This is a genomic window from Microbacterium ulmi (assembly GCF_011759705.1).
Taxonomy (GTDB): domain Bacteria; phylum Actinomycetota; class Actinomycetes; order Actinomycetales; family Microbacteriaceae; genus Microbacterium; species Microbacterium ulmi.
In genome coordinates this window covers 1140021-1159850 of record NZ_JAAOZF010000001.1, presented here as the reverse complement: position 1 = coordinate 1159850, position 19830 = coordinate 1140021, and the positions used below count along the sequence as shown (strand labels likewise).

At 70.7% G+C, this 19830-nt stretch carries 20 protein-coding genes; 9 read left to right on the top strand and 11 right to left on the bottom strand.

Annotated elements, in window-relative coordinates; genetic code table 11:
* Nucleotides 1-3 precede the first annotated feature (3 nt).
* The 4 genes from FHS08_RS05540 to FHS08_RS05525 all read right to left on the bottom strand — a co-directional run bounded on the left by FHS08_RS05540 (nt 4) and on the right by FHS08_RS05525 (nt 4010).
* Nucleotides 4-744: a cyclase family protein gene (locus tag FHS08_RS05540; protein WP_167036405.1), complete on the bottom strand. Its 741-nt coding sequence runs from the start codon at nt 742-744 to the stop codon at nt 4-6.
* Nucleotides 741-1667: a carbohydrate ABC transporter permease gene (locus FHS08_RS05535; protein ID WP_167036402.1), complete on the bottom strand. Its 927-nt coding sequence runs from the start codon at nt 1665-1667 to the stop codon at nt 741-743. Before FHS08_RS05535 ends, FHS08_RS05540 begins: the two co-directional genes overlap by 4 nt.
* A complete protein-coding gene (locus tag FHS08_RS05530; RefSeq protein WP_167039655.1) occupies nt 1667-2602 on the bottom strand; it encodes a carbohydrate ABC transporter permease in 936 nt (311 codons plus the stop codon). Before FHS08_RS05530 ends, FHS08_RS05535 begins: the two co-directional genes overlap by 1 nt.
* Nucleotides 2603-2702: 100 nt before the next feature.
* Nucleotides 2703-4010, bottom strand: coding sequence for an ABC transporter substrate-binding protein (locus tag FHS08_RS05525; protein WP_167036399.1), 1308 nt, complete (start codon nt 4008-4010; stop codon nt 2703-2705).
* Nucleotides 4011-4261: 251 nt separating this feature from the next.
* On the opposite strand from FHS08_RS05525, the gene FHS08_RS05520 reads away from it, so the two are divergent.
* Genes FHS08_RS05520 through dcd form a run of 4 tightly spaced genes read left to right on the top strand, consistent with a single transcriptional unit; the run spans nt 4262 to nt 6453 of the window.
* Nucleotides 4262-4516 (top strand): twin-arginine translocase TatA/TatE family subunit, encoded by a 255-nt coding sequence (locus FHS08_RS05520; protein WP_167036396.1) that lies wholly within the window; start codon nt 4262-4264, stop codon nt 4514-4516.
* A gap of 3 nt (nt 4517-4519) precedes the next feature.
* A complete protein-coding gene (gene tatC / locus FHS08_RS05515; RefSeq protein WP_341800319.1) occupies nt 4520-5371 on the top strand; it encodes a twin-arginine translocase subunit TatC in 852 nt (283 codons plus the stop codon).
* Between the two features lies 1 nt (nt 5372).
* Entirely contained in the window at nt 5373-5810 is a 438-nt protein-coding gene (locus FHS08_RS05510; protein ID WP_208382214.1) for a twin-arginine translocase TatA/TatE family subunit, read from the top strand.
* Nucleotides 5811-5847: 37 nt separating this feature from the next.
* Entirely contained in the window at nt 5848-6453 is a 606-nt protein-coding gene (gene dcd, locus FHS08_RS05505) for a dCTP deaminase (RefSeq protein WP_167036392.1), read from the top strand.
* A 137-nt stretch (nt 6454-6590) separates the two neighbouring features.
* Here the strand turns inward: dcd and cobA are convergent, their stop codons facing one another.
* The 4 genes from cobA to FHS08_RS05480 all read right to left on the bottom strand — a co-directional run bounded on the left by cobA (nt 6591) and on the right by FHS08_RS05480 (nt 11451).
* Nucleotides 6591-7403, bottom strand: a complete 813-nt coding sequence (cobA, locus tag FHS08_RS05500) for a uroporphyrinogen-III C-methyltransferase (protein WP_167036389.1) — start codon at nt 7401-7403, stop codon at nt 6591-6593.
* Nucleotides 7404-7965: 562 nt separating this feature from the next.
* The gene (locus FHS08_RS05490; RefSeq protein ID WP_341800318.1) at nt 7966-9741 is read right to left on the bottom strand and encodes a nitrite/sulfite reductase; all 1776 of its coding nucleotides are present in this window, start codon (nt 9739-9741) and stop codon (nt 7966-7968) included.
* Nucleotides 9742-9865: 124 nt separating this feature from the next.
* Entirely contained in the window at nt 9866-10579 is a 714-nt protein-coding gene (locus FHS08_RS05485) for a sirohydrochlorin chelatase (RefSeq protein WP_167036386.1), read from the bottom strand.
* Nucleotides 10580-10728: 149 nt separating this feature from the next.
* The gene (locus FHS08_RS05480) at nt 10729-11451 is read right to left on the bottom strand and encodes a MarR family winged helix-turn-helix transcriptional regulator (protein WP_167036383.1); all 723 of its coding nucleotides are present in this window, start codon (nt 11449-11451) and stop codon (nt 10729-10731) included.
* Nucleotides 11452-11592: 141 nt separating this feature from the next.
* Between FHS08_RS05480 and FHS08_RS05475 the strand changes: the two genes are divergently transcribed.
* Nucleotides 11593-12198 carry a MarR family winged helix-turn-helix transcriptional regulator gene (locus FHS08_RS05475; protein ID WP_167036380.1) on the top strand — a complete coding sequence of 202 codons (606 nt, stop codon included), beginning with the start codon at nt 11593-11595 and terminating at the stop codon, nt 12196-12198.
* Nucleotides 12199-12202: 4 nt separating this feature from the next.
* On the opposite strand, the gene FHS08_RS05470 is transcribed toward FHS08_RS05475, so the two are convergent.
* Nucleotides 12203-13645: an MFS transporter gene (locus FHS08_RS05470; RefSeq protein ID WP_167039649.1), complete on the bottom strand. Its 1443-nt coding sequence runs from the start codon at nt 13643-13645 to the stop codon at nt 12203-12205.
* Nucleotides 13646-13813: 168 nt separating this feature from the next.
* Between FHS08_RS05470 and FHS08_RS05465 the strand changes: the two genes are divergently transcribed.
* Complete coding sequence (locus tag FHS08_RS05465; protein ID WP_167036377.1) at nt 13814-14302, top strand: cation:proton antiporter regulatory subunit; 489 nt, start codon at nt 13814-13816, stop codon at nt 14300-14302.
* A gap of 9 nt (nt 14303-14311) precedes the next feature.
* On the top strand, nt 14312-15517 hold the full coding sequence (locus tag FHS08_RS05460) for a cation:proton antiporter (protein ID WP_167036373.1): 1206 nt from the start codon (nt 14312-14314) through the stop codon (nt 15515-15517).
* A gap of 6 nt (nt 15518-15523) precedes the next feature.
* Here FHS08_RS05460 and FHS08_RS05455 read toward each other — a convergent pair whose 3' ends face one another.
* Nucleotides 15524-16162, bottom strand: coding sequence for a TetR family transcriptional regulator (locus tag FHS08_RS05455; protein ID WP_167036370.1), 639 nt, complete (start codon nt 16160-16162; stop codon nt 15524-15526).
* 154 nt (nt 16163-16316) lie between these two features.
* Here FHS08_RS05455 and FHS08_RS05450 point away from each other — a divergent pair, with 154 nt between their 5' ends.
* The gene (locus FHS08_RS05450) at nt 16317-17147 is read left to right on the top strand and encodes an alpha/beta fold hydrolase (RefSeq protein WP_243847229.1); all 831 of its coding nucleotides are present in this window, start codon (nt 16317-16319) and stop codon (nt 17145-17147) included.
* Between the two features lie 72 nt (nt 17148-17219).
* Here the strand turns inward: FHS08_RS05450 and FHS08_RS05445 are convergent, their stop codons facing one another.
* A complete protein-coding gene (locus FHS08_RS05445; RefSeq protein ID WP_167036364.1) occupies nt 17220-17789 on the bottom strand; it encodes a GNAT family N-acetyltransferase in 570 nt (189 codons plus the stop codon).
* Between the two features lie 171 nt (nt 17790-17960).
* Between FHS08_RS05445 and dnaK the strand changes: the two genes are divergently transcribed.
* Nucleotides 17961-19829, top strand: a complete 1869-nt coding sequence (dnaK, locus tag FHS08_RS05440) for a molecular chaperone DnaK (protein ID WP_167036361.1) — start codon at nt 17961-17963, stop codon at nt 19827-19829.
* Nucleotide 19830 lies beyond the last annotated feature (1 nt).

Here is a 19830-nt window from a genome sequence, read left to right as displayed (position 1 = left end):
TCCTCAGCTTTCCGGGGTTGCGATGGGGTGATCGGTCAAGAGGGGGAAGGCGACGACGCGGGCGGGCCCGCCGTCGGAGTCCTGCAGCCGGATGGGCGCGGCGCACAGCAGCACGCGGGTCGGGATGCCGGACAGGCCGCGCAGGTACTCGACGAGGCCGATGCCGTTGGCGAGCAGCTCGTGATGCGTCACGAACTCGCGCGGGTCGACGTGCTCGCCCGCGACGGCGCGGCGGATCGGCTCGTCCTGCGGGAAGTCGAAGCCGACGGCGCTCGGCGCCTGCGCGCGCAGCCACGCCGCCGCGCCGGCATCGATCCAGGGCGCATCGGCCCAGTACGCCGGCTCGCGGATGTCGCGGCGGGTGTCCCAGTCCGTGCGGACGAGGAGGATGCCGCCCTCTGCGTCGCCGCCGAGGCCCGCGCGGGACGCGGCATCCTGAAGATGCTCCGCCGTGATGGGAGACGCGTCGGGCGCCGACGTCAGGTCGAGGACCGTCGCGATCCCCGTCCACGTGCGCACGGGGATGCCGGCGAGGTCGCCCCCGCCCGCGACGACGTGGTCGGGGGCATCGGCGTGGGTGAAGGCGTGCGCCGACTGCGCGAACCGCGTCGTCGTGAAGGGCGCGCCGTCCTCGAGCGACTCCGTGATGACGCGGTCTCCGCGCCAGCGGAAGTGCGACGGGTCGATCGCATAGCTGAGGTCGGCCGGCGCGTCGACGCGCACGGCCGCGACGCTCGCCGTCATCCCTTCGCCCCCGTCGTCGCGATGCCGTCGATGAGGTAGCGCTGCGCGACGATGAAGAACCCGACGATGGGCCCGAGCGCGAGGATCGACATCGCGAACAGCGGTCCGTACGACGAGAGGCCCGTCGAGTCGAGGAAGCTGCGCAGCGCGACCGGCAGCGTCTGCATCACCGGATCGGTCAGGTAGATCAGGGGCGTGAAGAAGTCGTTCCACGACCAGATGAACGTGAAGATCGCGGTGGTCGCAAGCGCGGGGGTCGTCAGCGGCAGGATGATGCGGAAGTAGATGCCGAACGGCCCGCAGCCGTCCAGGCGCGCCGCCTCGTCGAGGTCGCGCGGCAGCGCCCGGATGAACTGCACCATGAGGAAGATGAAGAACGCGTCGGTCGCGAGGAACTTCGGGAGGATGAGCGGCCAGAACGTGTTCACCCAGCCCAGCGACGAGAACATGATGTACTGCGGCACGACGACGACGTGGTACGGGAGCATGATCGACACGAGCACGATGCCGAGCACGACCCTGCTGCCCTTGAACCGCAGCCGCGCGATCGCGAACGCCGCGAGCGAGCACGAGAAGAGGTTGCCGACGACGGCCGCGACCGCGACGATCGTCGAGTTGAGGAAGAACTGGCCGAACGGGTACTGCAGCGCGTTCCAGCCCTTCACGTAGTTGTCGACGGTCCACGTCTGCGGGATGAGGCTCTGGTTCGTGAAGATCTCGCCGGGCTCCTTGAACGAGCTCGACAGCATCCACAGCACGGGGTAGAGCATGATGAGCGACACCGCGATGAGCAGCAGGTGCTTCGTGAGGCGGCGGAAGCGGCCCGCCTTCGCGCCCGCGAAGCTGTTGCCCGCGGCGGCGTCGGGGTCCTCCCAGCGGCGGCGCTTGAGCTTGGGCTGGACGAGGGTCCGGGTCTCGGTCATCACTTCTCATCTCCGTAGAACACCCAGAACCGTGCGCCGATGAAGTTCGCGGCCGTGAAGACGCCGATGATCAGCAGCAGCACCCATGCCATGGCCGACGCGTACCCCATCTCGAACTGCGTGAAGCCGCGCTGGTAGAGGTACAGCGTGTAGAAGAGCGTCGAGTCCACCGGCCCGCCCGTGCCGCCGCTGACGATGTACGAGGGCGTGAACGCCTGGAAGGCATGGATGAACTGCAGGATCACGTTGAAGAACACGACGGGCGTGAGCAGCGGAAGCGTGATGTGGAAGAACTGGCGCACCTTGCCCGCTCCGTCGACCGACGCCGCCTCGTAGTACTCCTTGGGGATCTGCCGCAGCCCAGCGAGGAAGATCACCATGGGCGAGCCGAACGTCCAGACGTTCAGCACGATGAGCGTCGACAGCGCCCAGTCGGGATTGCCGATCCAGCTCACGCCCTGGATGCCGAACAGCGCCAGGAACTGGTTGAAGATGCCGTCCGACCCGAACACCTGGCGCCAGAGGATCGCGATCGTGACGCTCGCGCCCAGGAGCGACGGCAGGTAGAACGCGCTGCGGTAGAACCGCAGGCCGCGCAGGCCGCGATTGAGCAGCAGCGCGAGCCCGAGCGCGAACGCGAGCTGCAGCGGCACGGAGATGAAGACGTACCGGAACGTCACCCACAGCGCCGCCATGAACCGCGGGTCGTCGAGCAGCCGCGTGTAGTTGTCGAGCCCGACCCAGTCGGGAGCCGCGAGCAGGGAGTAGTCGGTGAACGAGATCACCAGCGACGCGATCATCGGGATGGCCGTGATGAGGGCCAGTCCGATCAGCCACGGCGTGAGCATGATCCACGCGGCTCGGGCCTCGCGGGCGGCGTACGTCGCCTTCCGCTTGCGGGGGCGCACGCTATCGCTCGTCGCGATGGTTGCCATGGTGGTGGAGCCTTCCGGGGTGGAGGACGAGTGCACCGGAACGGGGATGCCGCGCACGGCGGCGTCCGGCGCACCCGTCGTCGGGGTGTCGAGCATGACGCTACGAGATGACGGAGCTCAGCTCGTCCACGAGGCGCGTTCCGGCATCCTTGGGGCTCTGCTGGCCGAAGGCGACGGCGAGGCCGAGCTCGACCATGAGCGTCTCGGCGCGCGACGCACCCGTCGGGCGGATCGCGGCGAAGACGGACTGGTTCTCGACGGCTCCTGCGAAGTCGAGGACCAGCTTGTCTGCGCCCGTGACCTCGCTGGAGACCGCGTCCACCCAGTTCGAGTTGCCCGGGGTGCCCAGCTCGAGACCGAAGATCTTGTTGGCCTCCGGGTCGTTGACGAAGAAGTCGATGATGCGGGCCGACTCCTCCTTCTGGCTCGACTTCTCGTTGACGCACACGTAGCTGCCGATGACGAGGGATGCCGGCTTCTTGCCGATCTGCGGGAACGCGGACAGGCCCAGCGTGTACTGGTCGCCGATGGCGGACTGGAACGTCACGAGCTGGTTCGAGTTCTGCACGTGGATGGCGGCCTGCCCCTTCGCGAAGATCGTGTCCTCGAACGGCGCGCCCTGCTCCTCGGAGGCGGACTCGGCGGACTGGCAGAGGCCGGCATCCTGCAGGTCCTTCCACAGCTGGAACCACTCCTCGGCATCCTTCGCGTCGAAGTTGAGCTCGGGCGACGCGTCGGGTGCGAACAGGCTCTTGCCGTTCTGCGCGAGGAACGTGTCGAACACGGGCGACGCGATCGCCTGGTAGGTCGAGCCCACGAGCCCCGCGGCCTTGAACTTCTCGCTCGCCGACACGAACTCGTCCCAGGTCCAGTCGTTCGCGGGCGTGTCGACGCCGACCTGATCGAAGACGGTCTGGTTGAACATCGTCGCGGGAATCGTGGCGCCCACGAGCAGCATGATGAGCTGGTCCTTGTAGCGACCTGCATCGAGGGATGCCTGGGAGAACTTGCTGAGGTCGAGCGCGCCGCTCGACGCGAGCGCCTCGAGGTCGGCGACCTGGCCGCGGCTGGCGTAGTCGGCGATCTGGCGCTCGGTCACGTGGAAGATGTCGGGCGCGTTGCCGCCCGCGAACTGAGTGGGGAGGCGCTCCCAGTACGCGGCCCAGTCGGCGAACTCTCGCTCGATCGTGACGTCGTCGTGACCCTTCTGGTACAGGTCGTAGATACCGTTGAACTTCGCGTGGCGCACGTCTCCACCCCACCAAGCCGCGCGGACGCGTCGGGGTCCCGTCGTCGGGGCCGCGGCGCTGCCGCCGGGCGCGCACGCGGCGAGTGCGAACAGGCTCGCCCCAAGCACGGTGGCACCCGACGCCTTCAGGAAGAGGCGGCGGTCGATCTGCTGTGTCATCGGAGCTCCTTTGCTCGGTCAGATTTGATTCCGATCGGATCGTATTAGGAGTATGTACAACGAATCCAAGTCTCGTCAATCCCCAACTTCTCGCATGTTTTCGCGGAACGGCTTCCGAGGGCGTCGCGATTCATTGCGCAGATTCGATCGGATTCACTTGATTCGCCCCCCGCGAGCTTGTAACGTGCTCGACAACCGCCGAGCGCACCGATGCACACGGCGGGTTCACCGACAACGAAGGAGATGTCGCTGTGCTGGGAAACATGACCGGATGGCATCTGATCATCCTGCTCGCCCTCGTCCTGCTGCTCTTCGGCGCCGCGAAGCTCCCCGGCCTGGCGCGCAGCGTCGGGCAGTCGGCGCGGATCTTCAAGGGCGAGATGAAGGCGATGAAGACCGCGGAGACCTCACCCGCGGGCGCCGACGCGGAGGCCGGCTCCCCCTCGGCGGACAGCGACGCGGCCGCGGTCCGGGGCCTCGGCGCGTCCGACCTCGCCGCGAGGTAGGCCATGGCGACGATGACCGACGGGGTGCGCCCGCTCGACGGCGTGCCCCGCGATCGGGGCCGTCGCGGCCGGAGGGCGATGCCCGTGCGCAATCACCTCGCGGAGCTGCGTCGTCGCCTGTACGTGTCGCTCGCGGCCGTCGCGATCGCCGCCGTCGTCGCGTTCATCCTCACCGATCCGGTCATCCGGCTGCTGACGGAGCCCATCCGGCTCATCGCGGACGAGCGCGGAGCCGATCTCGCGGCGCTGAACTTCGACTCGGTGACGGCGGCGTTCGACCTGCGGATGCGGATCGCGCTCACGGTCGGACTCATCGCCGCTGCGCCCGTCTGGATCTCGCAGGCGCTCCTGTTCGTCCTCCCGGCGCTCACCCGCCGCGAGACGCGCCGCACCCTCGTGTTCGTCCTCGTCGCGGTCCCGCTGTTCTTCGCGGGCTGCGTGACGGGCTGGCTCATCGCGCCGCACGCGATCGCGCTCATGTCGTCGTTCGTCCCGGAGGGCGCCGCGCAGTTCTTCCAGTCCTCGCGGTACTACGACTTCGTGCTCAAGCTCATCATCGCCGTCGGCGTCGCCTTCGTGCTGCCTGTGCTGCTCGTGCTGCTGAACGTCCTCGGAGTCGTCAGCGCGAAGGCCATCCTCCACGGCTGGCGTGTGGCTGTCGTCGTCGCCGCGACGTTCGCGGCCCTCGCGACGCCGGCCGCAGACATCGTCTCGATGCTGCTGCTGGCCGGGGTGCTCGTCGCCCTCTACCTCGCCGCGGCCGCGACCGCGCTCGTCATCGACCGCCGGCGCGCGAAGGCGCGGCGGCGCGAGCTCGCCGCCGACGGCATCCGGCTCCCCGCCGAGGAGGTCTGACATGTTCCTCGGGCTCACGTTCGAGAAGGTCGTCGTCATCGCCGTCATCGTGGGACTCGTCCTCGGTCCCGAGCGCCTGCCTGCGGCCGCGCAGGCGATGACGAAGCTCATCCGGCGGGCGCGCGACATCGCGAAGGCGACGACGACGCGGGTCAAGGAAGAGCTCGGCCCCGAGTTCGACGACGTCGACTGGCAGCAGCTCGATCCTCGCAAGTACGACCCGCGCCGCATCATCCGAGACGCGTTCCTCGACGACGCACCCCTCCCGCCCGTGGCGCGCGCCCTCGCCGCCGCGCCTGCGCCTGGGGCGAAGCCTGCGCCTGCGCCTGCGCCTGGGGTGGTGCCTGCGGCGACGCCTGCGCCTGGGGCGATGCCTGCGCCTGCGCTGATGCCTGCGCCGATGAACGCTTCAGCCGAGACCGCGACGCGAGCCGAGTGACGCGCGTCGCCCGCGCCCGCGCCGGTAGGCTGGCCGGATGCTGCTCTCGGACCGCGACCTCCGTCTCGAGATCACGGCCGGGCGCATCGGCCTCGAACCGTGGGATCCGACCATGGTGCAGCCCTCGAGCGTCGACGTGCGCCTCGACCGCTACTTCCGGCTGTTCGACAACCACAAGTACCCGTTCATCGACCCGGCCGAGGACCAGCCCGATCTGACGCGTCTCATCGAGGTCGCGCCCGACGGGCCGTTCATCCTCCACCCCGGCGAGTTCGCCCTCGGCTCGACGTTCGAGCAGGTCACGCTCCCCGACGACGTCGCGGCCCGGCTGGAGGGCAAGTCGTCGCTGGGCCGGCTCGGGCTGCTCACCCACTCGACGGCCGGGTTCATCGACCCGGGCTTCTCCGGGCACGTGACGCTCGAGCTCTCGAACGTCGCGACGCTGCCGATCAAGCTGTGGCCCGGGATGAAGATCGGCCAGCTCTGCTTCTTCCGGCTGTCCTCGCCGACCGAGTCGCCCTACGGCTCCGGTCCGTACGGCAACCGGTATCAGGGCCAGCGGGGGCCCACGGCATCCCGCTCGTTCCTGAACTTCCACCGCACCGACGTCGGCGCGACCGACGCGGGGTCGCGCGGGGCCTGACCCCCGGCGCGCGACGACGCATCACTGCGCCGTCTCGACCCCCACGACGCCGTCCACCTCCGTCGACCGAGCACCGCCGGGCAAGCCGATGTCGTCGAAGAACTCGACGTCGGGGGAGAAGGTGGCGGATGCTGTCGCTACACGCCGCGCGATGCGGCAATGTGCGCAACCTTCGCGTCGGGCTCGAGTGCCGCTTCGCGCACGACGATGGATGCTGCGAGCTCGGGCGGCGCATAGGGGCTGAGGGCGACGACGTCCCCGACGACGACGACGGCGGGCGAGCGGATGCCGCGCGCCGCGGCCTGCTGCGCGATCGTTCCGAGCGTTCCGAGCGTGACGCGCTGGCCGTCGCCGAACCCGTCTTCGACGATCGCGACGGGGCAGCCCGTGCCGCGCTCGCCGCGGGCGAGGGTCAGCGCCGCGTGCGCGAGCGTGCCGACGCCCATCAGGAGCACGACGGTGTGATCGCGCCCGCCGCCGATCTCGCGGATCTGGTCGTGCCCCGTGACGACGGTGAACGCCGTCGCGAGGCCGCGGTGCGTCAGCGGGATGCCGGCGACCGCGGGAACCGAGATCGCGCTCGTGACCCCCGACACGACCTCGGCGTCGACGCCGCGCGCACGGCAGTACGCGAGCTCTTCGCCGCCGCGCCCGAAGACGTACGGGTCGCCGCCCTTGAGCCGCACGACGCGCTTGCCGTCGCGCGCGAGCTGCACGAGCAGCGCGTTGATGGCATCCTGTGGCACGGCGTGGTGGCCGGGGAGCTTTCCCACGTCGACGACCTCGGCCCGCAGCTCCACGCCCGAGGCTGCGAGGCCGTCGAGCACGGCGCGCGCGCCGAGCCGGTCGGCGACGATGACGTCTGCCCCCTCCAGGGCGCGCAGTCCCCGCAGGGTCAGCAGTCCCGGATCCCCCGGGCCCGCCCCCACGAGGGCGACGTGGCCGGTCATGCGGCGTCTCCCCGCAGACGGCCGCGGGTGCGCGGCATCCGTCGCTCGAGCACGCCGAGCGTCGACAGCCGCGCGCGCTCGCGCGCTGCGTCGGAGATCTGCCGGGACTCGGAGGGATCCGCGGAATGTCCCCGAATCTGGGCTGATCTCCGAGTCTCGGCCGATCTCCGAGGCTGGGCTGATCCCCGGCCCTGTGCCGATCGCGGAGTCTGTGCTGATCTCCGGGTCAGGGCCGATCCCCGAATCTGGGCCGATCCCCGATTCTCCGCCGATCCCCGGGTCTCGGCGACCGCGACGGGCCCGGCGACGTGATGCGCGGCGTGCGAGATGGTCATGAGTGCAGCCCGCACTCCGTCTTCGACGAGCCCGCCCAGCGGGCCCGACGGGGGGTCTTCGCCCGGGTCGACCGGCTTCGTGCGCGGCGCGCACCCGATCGAGGCGCGCCCGGTCGAGACGAGCAGGTTCACCGGCGCGCGGCGTGCCCTCGCGTGGTCGAGGAGGTCGTCGGACGTCGACGCGGCGACCTCGGCGAGCGACACGCTCACTGCAGGGCCTCCTCGGCTCACTGCAGGGCCTCCTCGTCTGCACGGTGCGCCCACTGCGCGAACGTCTCACCGGATGCGGCATCCCGATCCTGCAGGAAGCGCCCGACGACCCGCTCGACGTAGTCGGCGATGCCCTCGGCCGTCACCTTGAGTCCGCGCACGGTGCGGCCGAGCCCCGGCTCGTCGCGATCCTGCGACACGAGCCCGCCGCCGAGATGCACCTGGTAGCCGGGGGTCTGCCCGCCGTTGCCGTCGGGGAGCAGCTGACCCTTGAGCCCGATGTCGGCCGTCTGGATGCGCGCGCACGAGTTGGGGCATCCGTTGACGTGCAGGCTGAGGGGATGCGGCAGCTCGACGTCGGCGAGACGCTCTTCGAGGTCGAGGACGGCCTTGGTGGCGTTGACCTTGGTCTCGACGATCGCGAGCTTGCAGAACTCGAGGCCCGTGCACGCGATCGTGCCGCGGCGGATGAGGCTCGGGCGGGCCGAGAGGCCGAGCCCATCGAGTCCCGCCACGAGCGACTCGACACGATCCTCGGGGATGTCGAGGATCACGAGCTTCTGCTGCGGCGTCGTGCGCACCCGCGCCGAGCCGTGCGCTTCGACGAGGTCGGCGAGCTGCGCGAGGATCGGCCCCGAGACGCGACCGACGATGGGGGTCGCCCCGACGTAGAACCGGCCGTCCTTCTGCCGGTGCACGCCGACGTGGTCGCCGGGCGTGAGAGGCTTCGGCGCAGGGGGGCCGTCGGGCAGCGCGTAGCCGAGGTACTCGTCCTGCAGCACCTGACGGAACCTCTCAGGACCCCACTCCGCGAGCAGGAACTTGAGTCTCGCCTTGTTGCGCAGACGCCGGTAGCCGTAGTCGCGGAAGATCTGCGCGACGCCGTGCCAGACATCCGCCACCTGCCCGGCCGTCACGAAGGCCCCGAGCCGCTCGCCGAGCCGCGGGTTCGTGGACAGGCCCCCGCCGACCCAGAGGTCGTATCCGATGCCCAGCTCGGGGTGCTCGAGCGCGACGAACGCGACGTCGTTGATCTCGTGCACGACGTCCTGGCTCGGGTGGCCCGTGATGGCAGACTTGAACTTGCGGGGGAGGTTGGCGAGCGACTCGTCGCCGATGAACCGCGACGTGATCTCGTCGATCTGCGGCGTCGGGTCGATGAGCTCGTCGGCCGCGATCCCCGCGACGGGCGAGCCGAGGATGACGCGCGGCACGTCGCCGCACGCCTCCGTCGTGCCGAGCCCGACGCCCTCGAGGCGGCGCCAGATCTCGGGGACGTCCTCCACGCGGATCCAGTGCACCTGGATGTTCTGGCGATCCGTGAGGTCGGCGGTGCCGCGGCCGAACTCCGTCGAGACGCCCGCGACGACCCGCAGCTGCTCGGTCGTGAGCTGTCCGCCGTCGATGCGGATGCGCAGCATGAAGTACTCGTCCTCGAGCTCGTGCGGCTCGAGGGTCGCCGTCTTGCCGCCGTCGATCCCGGGCTTGCGCTGCGTGTACAGGCCCCACCAGCGGAAGCGGCCGTGCAGGTCGGTGGGGTCGATGCTCGCGAAGCCCCCAGCCGCGTAGACGCTCTCGATGCGTGCGCGGACGCTCAGCCCGCCGTCCTGCTGCTTCCACTCCTCGTTGCCGTTGAGGGGAGCCTTGCCGTCGATCCTCCACTGCCCGTTCGGCTTGGCGGACGCACGCGGCGGGCGCGCTCGCGCCGCGTCGGGGCGCGGTGCCTGGGCGGTCGCCTGGTCGCGGCCGCGCTCCGGATGCGATGCGCGCGTGTCGGCGTCGCTGATGCTCACCCTGCCTCCTGCCGTCCGCGATCCACGGACGCGGGCTCCCGTGAGCCCACTGGGCGACTGTAGGCAGGGGCCGCAGGTCGCGGCATCCTTCATGAAACGCGCGGGAACGCGGCGTAACCCTTCGTCACACGGAGGAGTCGCGCTCCAGGGCCGGCTCCACGGCGGAGCGGTAGCGATCGAGCACGAGCTCCACGAGGGATGCCGCGGGCTCGTCGTCGTCGAGCAGGGGGCGCGCGACGGCGGCCCCGCCGGCCTCGCGGACGGCGAGGTCGTGGAAGTACCCGGGGGCGAGCAGGTACGACCCGACGACGACCCGATCTCCGCGCGCCTCGGCGACCGCCCGCGCGAGCCTCGGCTCTGCGGCGGCGAGGAAGCCGACGGCGACGGTGCGGGCGAGACGTTCGCCGAGCAGCGCGGCGACGGCGCGGCAGTCGTCGTTCGCGCGGGCGTCGCTGGACCCGGCGACCGCGAGCACGACGGCGTCGCCGTCCGTGAGTCCGGCCCGCTCGAGGCGCTCCGCGAGCACGTCGGCCAGGCGCGGATCGGGACCGAGCGCGCCCGTCACCGTCACGCCTGCGCGGTCCCTGGTCGCGCGCCGCAGGTCGACGCGGACGTGGTAGCCCGCCGAGAGCAGGAGCGGCACGAGCACGACGGGCTCTCCGTCGGGCAGCGACGCGAGGGATGCCGCGACGTCCGGCTGCTGCACGTCGACGTGGCCGAGCCGGACGGCGACGTCGGGCAGATGCGCCGCGACGGCGTCGACGAGCGCGCGGACAGCGCGCTGACCGGCCGCGGAGCCCGTGCCGTGCGAGACGGCGAGGAGGGCGGGATGCGGCATCCGCTCATTGTCCCTCGCGGCCGCAGCAGGGGGCACGACGGTGTCGTCGCGTGACGGCGACCGGTCCGCCGGAGGCGCCGGCTCGTGCGTCGGGAACGCCGAAGGGCACCGGAGCGAGCCGGTGCCCTTCGGATCGGTGCGGGCGCGGGTCAGGCGCTGTGGGCGTCGCGACCGCGTGCGAAACCGGCCTCGAAGCCGCGCTCGTACGCGTGCTCCGCGTGGTGCGTGCCGTGTCCGCGGTGGTCGCTGCGCTCGCCGTGGCAGCCGTGCTCACCGCGGCCGAAGCCACGGTGCTGCGCGTGGGCGAAGCCGTGGCGGAAGCCGGGGCCGAATCCGTGGTGGATCGCCTCGTCGGCGTCCTGGTCGTCTGCGAACCCGCGACCGAAGCCGGGCCGGAACCCGAACCCCGGGCGGAAGCCGCGTCCGCGCGGGCCGGAGCCGGAGCGTCCGCGGCGAGGGAGGCGCATCTCCTCGTCCCAGCCGAGCTCGCGCGCGATCGCCTCGAGCGAGGCCATCGTCGTGGCGAAGTCCTCGGGCGGCACGGCGCCGGCGACGCGCGTGCGGATGCCGTCGACGATCGCGCCGAGGCGCTCCTTGGCCGCGCGGCCTTCGTCGGTGAGCGTCCAGGCGCCGTCGGTCTCGCCGATCCAGCCGCGCTCGACGAGTCCGTCGAGACGGCGGCCCTTGCGGGCGAGACGCTCGACGAAGCCGGGGATCTCGACGTCGCCGGAGAGTGCGTTGAGGAGCCGCCAGTCGCGGCGGGTGGCCTCCTCGGCCTCGAAGGCCTGCGCGAACTCGCGCGTGATGAGGGCGTCTACGGCGCGGAGCCAGTAGCCGAACGGGCGGGGGTGCTGAGTGTTGTCGGTGTTCATGTGAAGTCCTTTCGCGGGCGGCCGGGGGGCCGCCGGTTCGTGTGGACGGGACGGGAGCCCGTCGAGTACATGTCTTATTGCATGTATATGCAGTGTGACATGGATTGTGGTTACATGTCAAGTCGCATGTAAATTCGAGGCATGACTCCGCGTGGCCCCGCAGACTCCGGCGCAGCCGATCCCGTCGACGCGATCGCCGCGGCGCTCGCTCGCCTGCGCGCACGCCGACCGCGCGCGCCGTGGGATGCCGCGCCGGGCGACGGCCCGCCCTGGGCGCGCGGCGGGCCCCACGCGGGACACCACCACGGCGGTCCGCACCAGGGCCCGCCCGAAGGGTTCCCGTGGACGGGCGGCGCGCACGGAGGGCGGGGCGACTGGGGGATGGGCGGTCCGCGAGGCCGCCGCATGGGCGGACCCGCGCTCGGCCGCATGCTCGAGGCGCTGGCCTCGGCATCCGGGCCCCTGTCGGTCGGAGAGGTCGCCGAGGCGGTCGGCGTCGATCAGCCGCGCGCCTCGCGTCTCGTGCAGCAGGCCGTCGACCTCGGGCTCGCGCGGCGGGAGGCCGATCCCGACGACGCGCGGCGCACGCGCATCGTCCTCACCGACGACGGGGCGGCCCACGTGCGGAGGTTCCACGGCGATCGGCGGGCGACGCTCGCGAGCGCCCTCGAGGGGTTCACGGACGACGAGCGCGCCGAGCTCGCCCGCCTGCTCGCGAAGCTCGCCGACGCGTGGCGGCGCGACTGACGCGCTAGACGCGCTCGTGCTTCGGGAGCTTCACGAGCAGCAGCAGCACGAGCCCGACCGCGAGGACGATCGTGATGCCCAGGATGCCGAAATGCGTCGCGCCGAAGGCCGCGATGAACGCCGACCACAGCAGCGGAGACAGGAAGCTCATGACGCGACCCGTCGTCGCATAGAGGCCGAAGATCTCGCCCTGCATGTTCTCCGGGGTCACGCGAGCGAGCAGCGCGCGGCTCGAGGCCTGCGCGGGCCCCACGGCCGCCGACAGGATGATGCCGCCGACCCAGAACACGGCCTTGCCCTCCTCGCGGAACAGGAAGACGAACAGCGCGCTCGCGATGAGGATCGACAGCGCCGTGACGATGACCGCCCTCGCGCCGAAGCGGTCGTCGAGCATGCCGGCGAGGATCGTCGAGACGCCTGCGACGAGATTGAGCGCGATCCCGAAGAGGATGACCTCGTTCGAGGTGAATCCGAACGAGACGGCGGCGAGGACCCCGCCGAAGGCGAACACCCCCGCGAGGCCGTCACGATAGACGGCGCTCGCGATGAGGAACCAGAACGTCGACCGGTGGACCTTGAAGAGGGCGACGATGTCCTTGACGAGCACGACGTAGCTGCGGAAGAAGCCGACGGCGGGGCGGTCGTCGCGCGCGGGCGCCTCGGGCACGTTGAACACGAACGGCAGCGCGAACACGACCGTCCAGACGGCGGCGCCGACCGCGATGAGCCGGTACGCGAACCCGCCCGACACGTCGAGGCCGAACCAGCCCACGGCGTTGAGAACCACGACGAGGACGAGCGCGAGGATGCCGCCGATGTACCCGAGCCCCCAGCCGAGACCGCTCACCCGGCCGATCGTGCGCGGCGTCGAGACCTGCACGAGCATGGCGTTGTAGTTGACGCCCGCGATCTCCGACGTGACCGAGCCGAGCGCGACGAGGATCGCGCCCAGCCAGAAGTACGCGGGCTCCGCGTACACGAAGAAGAGGCCGAACTGCAGAAGCGCCAGCACGGCCGTTGCGCCGACGACCCAGCGCTTCTTGTTGCCGCGCGCATCCGCCCGCTGGCCGAGCACGGGCGCGAGCAGCAGGATCAGGATGCCCGCGGCGAACGTCACCCACCCGTACCATTCGGCGAGGTTCGACAGTCCCTGGCAGTACTGCGTCGCGGCATCCGCCGTACGCGAGCACACGAGGCTGCCGTCGGCGTTCTGCGCGGCGACCTCGGCGGGCAGGAAGCTGTCCGAGACGAGATACAGCGAGACGAAGACGAACGTCAGGATGACGGAGTTGAACGGCTGCGTCGCCCAGTCCCACAGGGCCCACGACACGACCTGCCTGCGCGGCACGCGCGTGTCGTCGAGCCCCCGGGTGTCCAGCGCGGCGGTCGAGAGGATCGGTTCGGGCACGTCGCGGTCGGAGCGTCCGTCCTGTTCGGGGGAGTTCATGTCGCTCACTCTGGAATCCTTCGGTGAACGGCGGGTGTCGCCGCCGCGCGCATCGCGTCGTCGCGGTGCGTGCCCAGGCTAACCGCTCACCGCGTCCGGGGGCGGGAAGCACGATGCCGCGGTGCGCGAGCCCGGACCGGCAGACCTGCCGGGTGCCATGATGTACGCATGCCAGTGCATGTGGAGCGCGCCGAGCTCCCCGGGATAGGGGTGCGGCACGACATCCTGACCGAGTCGGGACGTCGGCTGTCGGTCGTGAGCTTCCGAGACGGCGACCGCGAGCTCGCGATCGCCGACGAGGACGACCCCGATCGCGCGCTCGAGACGATCGAGCTGACGGACGACGAGGCGAGCGCGCTCGCCGAGGTGCTGGGCGGATCGCTCATGCTGACGCAGCTCGCGGAGATGCGCGACCGCCTCGCCGGGCTGTTCACGGAGCAGATCCCCGTGCGCGCCGACTCGCCCTTCGTCGGTCGGCCGCTCGGCGACACGAAGGCGCGCACGCGCACGCGGTGCTACATCGTCGCGATCATCCGCGAGACTGGTGTGCTCCCCGCCCCCGAGCCGGCGGACGTGCTCAACGCGGGAGATCTGCTCGTCGCGGTGGGAACCCGCGAAGGACTCGACAAGCTCGTGCAGATCGTCGGCGGAAGCTGACGCAGGCGGATGGAACACGGCGCGCTCGTCCTGATCGAGATCGGCGCGCTCTTGCTCGGGATCGGCCTCCTCGGCCGGTTCGCGTCGTGGCTCGGCATCTCCGCGATCCCCCTGATCCTCCTCGGCGGCCTGGCCTTCGGGAAGGGGGGCTTCTTCCCCTTCCGTCAGGGAGAGGAGTTCATCTCGATCGGCGCCGACATCGGCGTCATCCTCCTGCTGGTCATGCTGGGCCTCGAGTTCAACGCGCGCGAGCTCGTCTCGAATCTGCGCCGCTCGAAGTTCGCCGGGCTGATCGACATGGTGCTCAACGCCGTGCCGGGCGCGCTCATCGCGCTCGTGCTGGGATGGGGGCCCGTCGCCGCCGTCGCGCTCGCCGGCATCACGTGGGCGTCGTCGTCCGGCGTCATCGCGAAGCTCCTGCAGGACCTCGGCCGCCTCGCCAACCGCGAGACCCCCACCGTCCTGTCGATCCTCGTGATCGAGGACCTCGCGATGGCGTTCTACCTCCCCATCCTCACGGCGCTCCTCGTGGGCCTCGACATCGGCAGGGCCACGCTCTCTGTGGGCGTCGCCGTCGCGTGCGTCGTCGCGATCCTCTACGTCGCGCTCCGGCACGGGACGTTCGTCTCGCGGCTCATCTGGTCGAAGGATCCCGAGGTGCTCCTGCTCACGGTGCTCGGGGTCACGCTCCTCGTGGCGGGGCTCGCGTCGCAGGCGAATGTGTCGGCCGCCGTCGGCGCGTTCCTCGTCGGCATCGCGATCTCGGGCCCTGCGGCCGAGCACGCGGAGCGCCTCCTCGCGCCTCTGCGCGACCTGTTCGCGGCCGTGTTCTTCCTCTTCTTCGGCCTCTCGACCGACCCGGCCGACCTCGTGCCGGTGCTCGTGCCGGCTGCCGTGCTCGCGGTCGTGACGATGGCGACGAAGATCGCGACCGGCTGGTTCGCGGCGCGGAAGGCGGGGATCGCCGAGGCAGGCCGCTGGCGCGCGGGCTTCGCCCTCACTCCCCGCGGGGAGTTCTCGATCGTCATCGCGGGGCTCGCCGTCGGCGCCGGGGTCGAGCCCTCTCTGGCGGCGCTGGCGACGGCGTACGTGCTCATCACGATCGTCGTCGGGCCGCTGCTGACCCGCATCCCCGACTCGGTCGCGTTCGCGCGCTGGGCCGGGAGGCGCCAGCGGGCGCGCCGAGCGCGGCAGCGCGCCGCGCCGCAGGCCTGAGCCCGCTCACTCGGGCGCTGCGGCGCGCGCGTCGCTCGGGCGCCGGTAGACGCCGTACCACCACGTCGAGGCGAGCTCGCGCACGAACGCCGCATCCCGGCGCTCGTCCTGCAGGCCGATGTGGTCGAGGATGGCGCGCTCGCCGCCGACGACGACGAGCCTGCCCGCGAGGTCGGCGTCGACCGCTGCGTCCGCGTCGCCGACGGCCTGCTCCTCGCGGAGCACCGCGATCGTGGAGTCGGTGAACAGGGCGAGCTGCCCGCGCCAGAACTCGCGCACCGTCGTGTCGTACGTGGCGACCTCGTGGATCGCGAGGAGCACGGCCGACTGCTCCCGGTAATAGGCGACGACCTGGGTGAAGACGGCCTCGAGCGCTTCGAGCCCGTCGGCGGGTCGCCACGCGGAGGTGATGCCGAACGACGTCGTCAGCGTCGTCGAGGCGAGCCGCACGAGAAGCGCGCTCTTGTCGGGGAAGTGCATGTAGAAGGTGGACCGCGCGACGCCTGCCTCGTCGGCGATCCGCTGCACCCCGAGCTCCGTGAAGCTCGATCCGGCGGTGAGCAGGCGGTGCGTCGCGGCGAGGATCTCAGCCTCCGCCGAGGCTCGGCGCTTCGCTGTCGCGGGTCGACGGGTGATGGAGGCCACAGCCGGATCCTAGCCGCGGGGAGCACGATGGCCGGCCTCGGCGCGCTGAGGACACTACATGGTGTCCGTACAGCATGTACACTCAAGTCGGACAATGTGTCCGACGTGCTGTCCGGCAGTGCGGTTCAGCACGATGCAGCGAGAGGAGATCGTCATGACACCCTCAGCACGCTTCGCAGCCGGCTCCGCCGTCGCCCTCGGGGCGACCGCGATGCTGGCCATGACTGCAGCCACCGCGGCGGCGGCCGATCCTTCGGCGTCGCGGGGGAGTCCGCAGGCACGACCGACCATCCTGCTCGTGCACGGAGCCTTCGCCGATGCGGGCGGATGGGACGACGTGATCGGCATCCTGCAGCACGAGGGCTACCCCGTGCTCGCCCTCGCGAACCCGCTGCGCGGGCTCGCGTCCGACTCGGCCTACGTGCGCAGGATCATCGACGCGACGGAGGGGCCGGTCGTCCTGGTCGGCCATTCCTACGGCGGTGCCGTCATCACGAACGCGGCGACGGGAGCCGCCAACGTGACGGCGCTCGTCTACGTCGCCGCGTTCGTGCCCGACGAGGGCGAGGTCCTCGGCCAGTTCGCCGATCCCGTCGCCTACCCGGGCGCGGCCCTCACGCCCGACGCGCTGGTGAGCCGGGAGTTCGCCGACGGCGAGTACGAGGTGTCCATCGATCCCGGGCGGTTCCGGGAGATCTTCGCGGCCGACCTGTCGAAGTCCGTGGCGACGAGGATGGCCGCGCGACAGCGCCCCGTCGCGGCTGCCGTGTTCGGCGAGCCCTCGAAGACGCCGGCGTGGAAGACCATCCCGAGCTGGTATCAGGTCTCCGGCGAGGACAAGGCGATCTCCCCCGTCGCCGAGCGCTTCTTCGCCGAGCGGGCGGGATCGCACACCGTCGAGATCGACGCCTCGCACGTCGCCTTCATCTCGCACAGTCGTGCGACGTCGAGGCTCATCGAGTCGGCGGCGGCATCCGCTCGCTGAGCGATCGCGGAGGACTCCCCGTCGGGCGAGCAGGCCAGGCGGGGAGGCGTCCGTGTCGGCCCGCTCGGCGGCTCACGCGCGGCGCGCGGCCCACTCGTGCTCGAGGATCGCGTAGTGACCCGTGTCGGTCCACTCGCCCTTGAGCCACATGTGCTCGACGAAATGGCCCTCGTGCCGCATCCCGAGCCGCTCGCACAGCGCGACGGACGCGCCGTTGCGCGGGTCGAGCTCCGCATACACGCGGTGCAGGCCCAGCTCCTCGAAGGCGAGGCCGAGCAGAAGCCGCGCGGCCTCGCTCGCGTAGCCCTCGCCCTGCGCGTGCGGCGCGAGGATCCAGCCGATCTCGGCCGTGCGGTCGGGGTCGACGCTGTGCAGCTCGAAGTACATCGTCCCGAGGAAGCGGCCGTCGCGATCGCGGATCGCGGGCTGCAGGTAGTCGTGCGGGCTCTCGAGGCGCGCGGCCGCGGCATCCCGCGCCAGCACGTGCGCGACCCGCTCGCGCGAGCGCGGCTCGTAGAGGAGGTACCGGCACACCTCCGGATCCGACTGCAGCGCGTACAGGTCGTCGAGGTCGTCGTCGCGCAGGAGGTCGAGCCGGACGCGCTCGCCTTCGATCGGGTGGAAGTCCCACGGCAGAGCCATGCCTCCATCCTGCTCGATCGCTCGGGCCTCGCGGCCGATCCTGCAAAGTTGACATGACAGGACTCAAGTTCATTTGACAGTGATGGATGCCGCGCGTACCCTGGAGACGGCTCATCTTGAGCCCCAATGACTCAACCTTTCCCGCGCGATCCACACGAAGGAGAACCACACATGGCACGTGCTGTCGGAATCGACCTCGGGACGACGAACTCCGTCGTCAGCGTCCTCGAAGGAGGCGAGCCGAAGGTCATCGCCAACGCCGAAGGCTTCCGCACGACCCCGTCGGTCGTCGCGTACACGAAGGACGGCGAGGTGCTCGTCGGCGAGACGGCCAAGCGCCAGGCCGTCACCAACGTCGACCGCACCGTCTCGTCGGTCAAGCGTCACATGGGCACGGACTGGAAGTTCGACGTCGATGGCAAGAAGTACACGCCGCAGGAGATCTCTGCGCGCATCCTCGCCAAGCTCAAGCACGACGCCGAGCAGTACCTCGGCGACTCGGTCGCGGATGCCGTCATCACGGTGCCCGCGTACTTCAACGACGCCGAGCGCCAGGCGACGAAGGAGGCCGGCGAGATCGCGGGCCTGAACGTCCTGCGCATCATCAACGAGCCCACGGCGGCCGCGCTCGCCTACGGCCTCGACAAGGGCAAGGAGGACGAGCTCATCCTCGTCTTCGACCTCGGCGGCGGCACGTTCGACGTGTCCCTCCTCGAGGTGGGCAAGGACGACGACTTCTCGACGATCCAGGTGCGCTCGACCGCGGGTGACAACCGCCTCGGCGGCGACGACTGGGACCAGCGCCTCGTCGACTACTTCATCAAGCAGTTCAAGGACACGACGGGCGTCGACGTCTCGGGCGACAAGATCGCGCTGCAGCGTCTCAAGGAGGCCGCGGAGCAGGCGAAGAAGGAGCTCTCCAGCTCCATGTCGACGAGCGTCAACCTGCCCTACCTGTCTCTGACCGAGAACGGCCCCGTGTCGCTGTCCGAGACGATCACGCGCGCCAAGTTCGAGGACCTCACGAAGGACCTGCTCGACCGCACCAAGAAGCCGTTCGAGGACGTCATCCGCGAGGCCGGCATCAAGGTCGGCGACATCGACCACGTCGTGCTCGTCGGCGGCTCGACCCGCATGCCCGCCGTGAGCGAGCTCGTCAAGAAGGAGACCGGCGGCAAGGAGCCCAACAAGGGCGTCAACCCCGACGAGGTCGTCGCCGTGGGCGCGGCCCTCCAGGCCGGCGTCCTGAAGGGCGAGCGCAAGGACGTGCTCCTGATCGACGTCACCCCCCTCAGCCTCGGCATCGAGACCAAGGGCGGCATCATGACGAAGCTCATCGAGCGCAACACCGCGATCCCCACGAAGCGCAGCGAGACCTTCACGACAGCCGACGACAACCAGCCGTCTGTCGCGATCCAGGTCTTCCAGGGCGAGCGCGAGTTCACGCGCGACAACAAGCCGCTGGGCACGTTCGAGCTCACGGGCATCGCGCCGGCGCCGCGCGGCATCCCGCAGGTCGAGGTCACGTTCGACATCGACGCGAACGGCATCGTGCACGTGTCCGCGAAGGACAAGGGCACGGGCAAGGAGCAGTCGATGACGATCACGGGCGGCTCGTCGCTGCCCAAGGAGGACATCGAGCGCATGGTGCGCGAGGCCGAGGAGCACGCGGCGGAGGACAAGAAGCGCCGCGAATCCGCCGAGACCCGCAACCAGGCCGAGACGCTCTCGTACTCGATCGACAAGCTCATCAAGGACAACGACGACAAGCTCCCCGCCGACGTCAAGGAGTCCGTGCAAGCCGACGTGGACGCGCTCAAGGCGGCGCTCGCGGGCGACGACGACGACGCGGTCAGGAAGGCGTTCGACACGCTGAGCCAGAGCCAGCAGAAGCTCGGCGAGGCGATCTACCAGTCGTCGCAGGCGGCGGGCGAGACGCCCGACCCCGATGTCGCCGACCCGGGCAACGGCTCCGTGCCCAACCCCGAGGAGGACGTCATCGACGCCGAGGTCGTCGACGACGAGGACGAGAAGAAGTAAG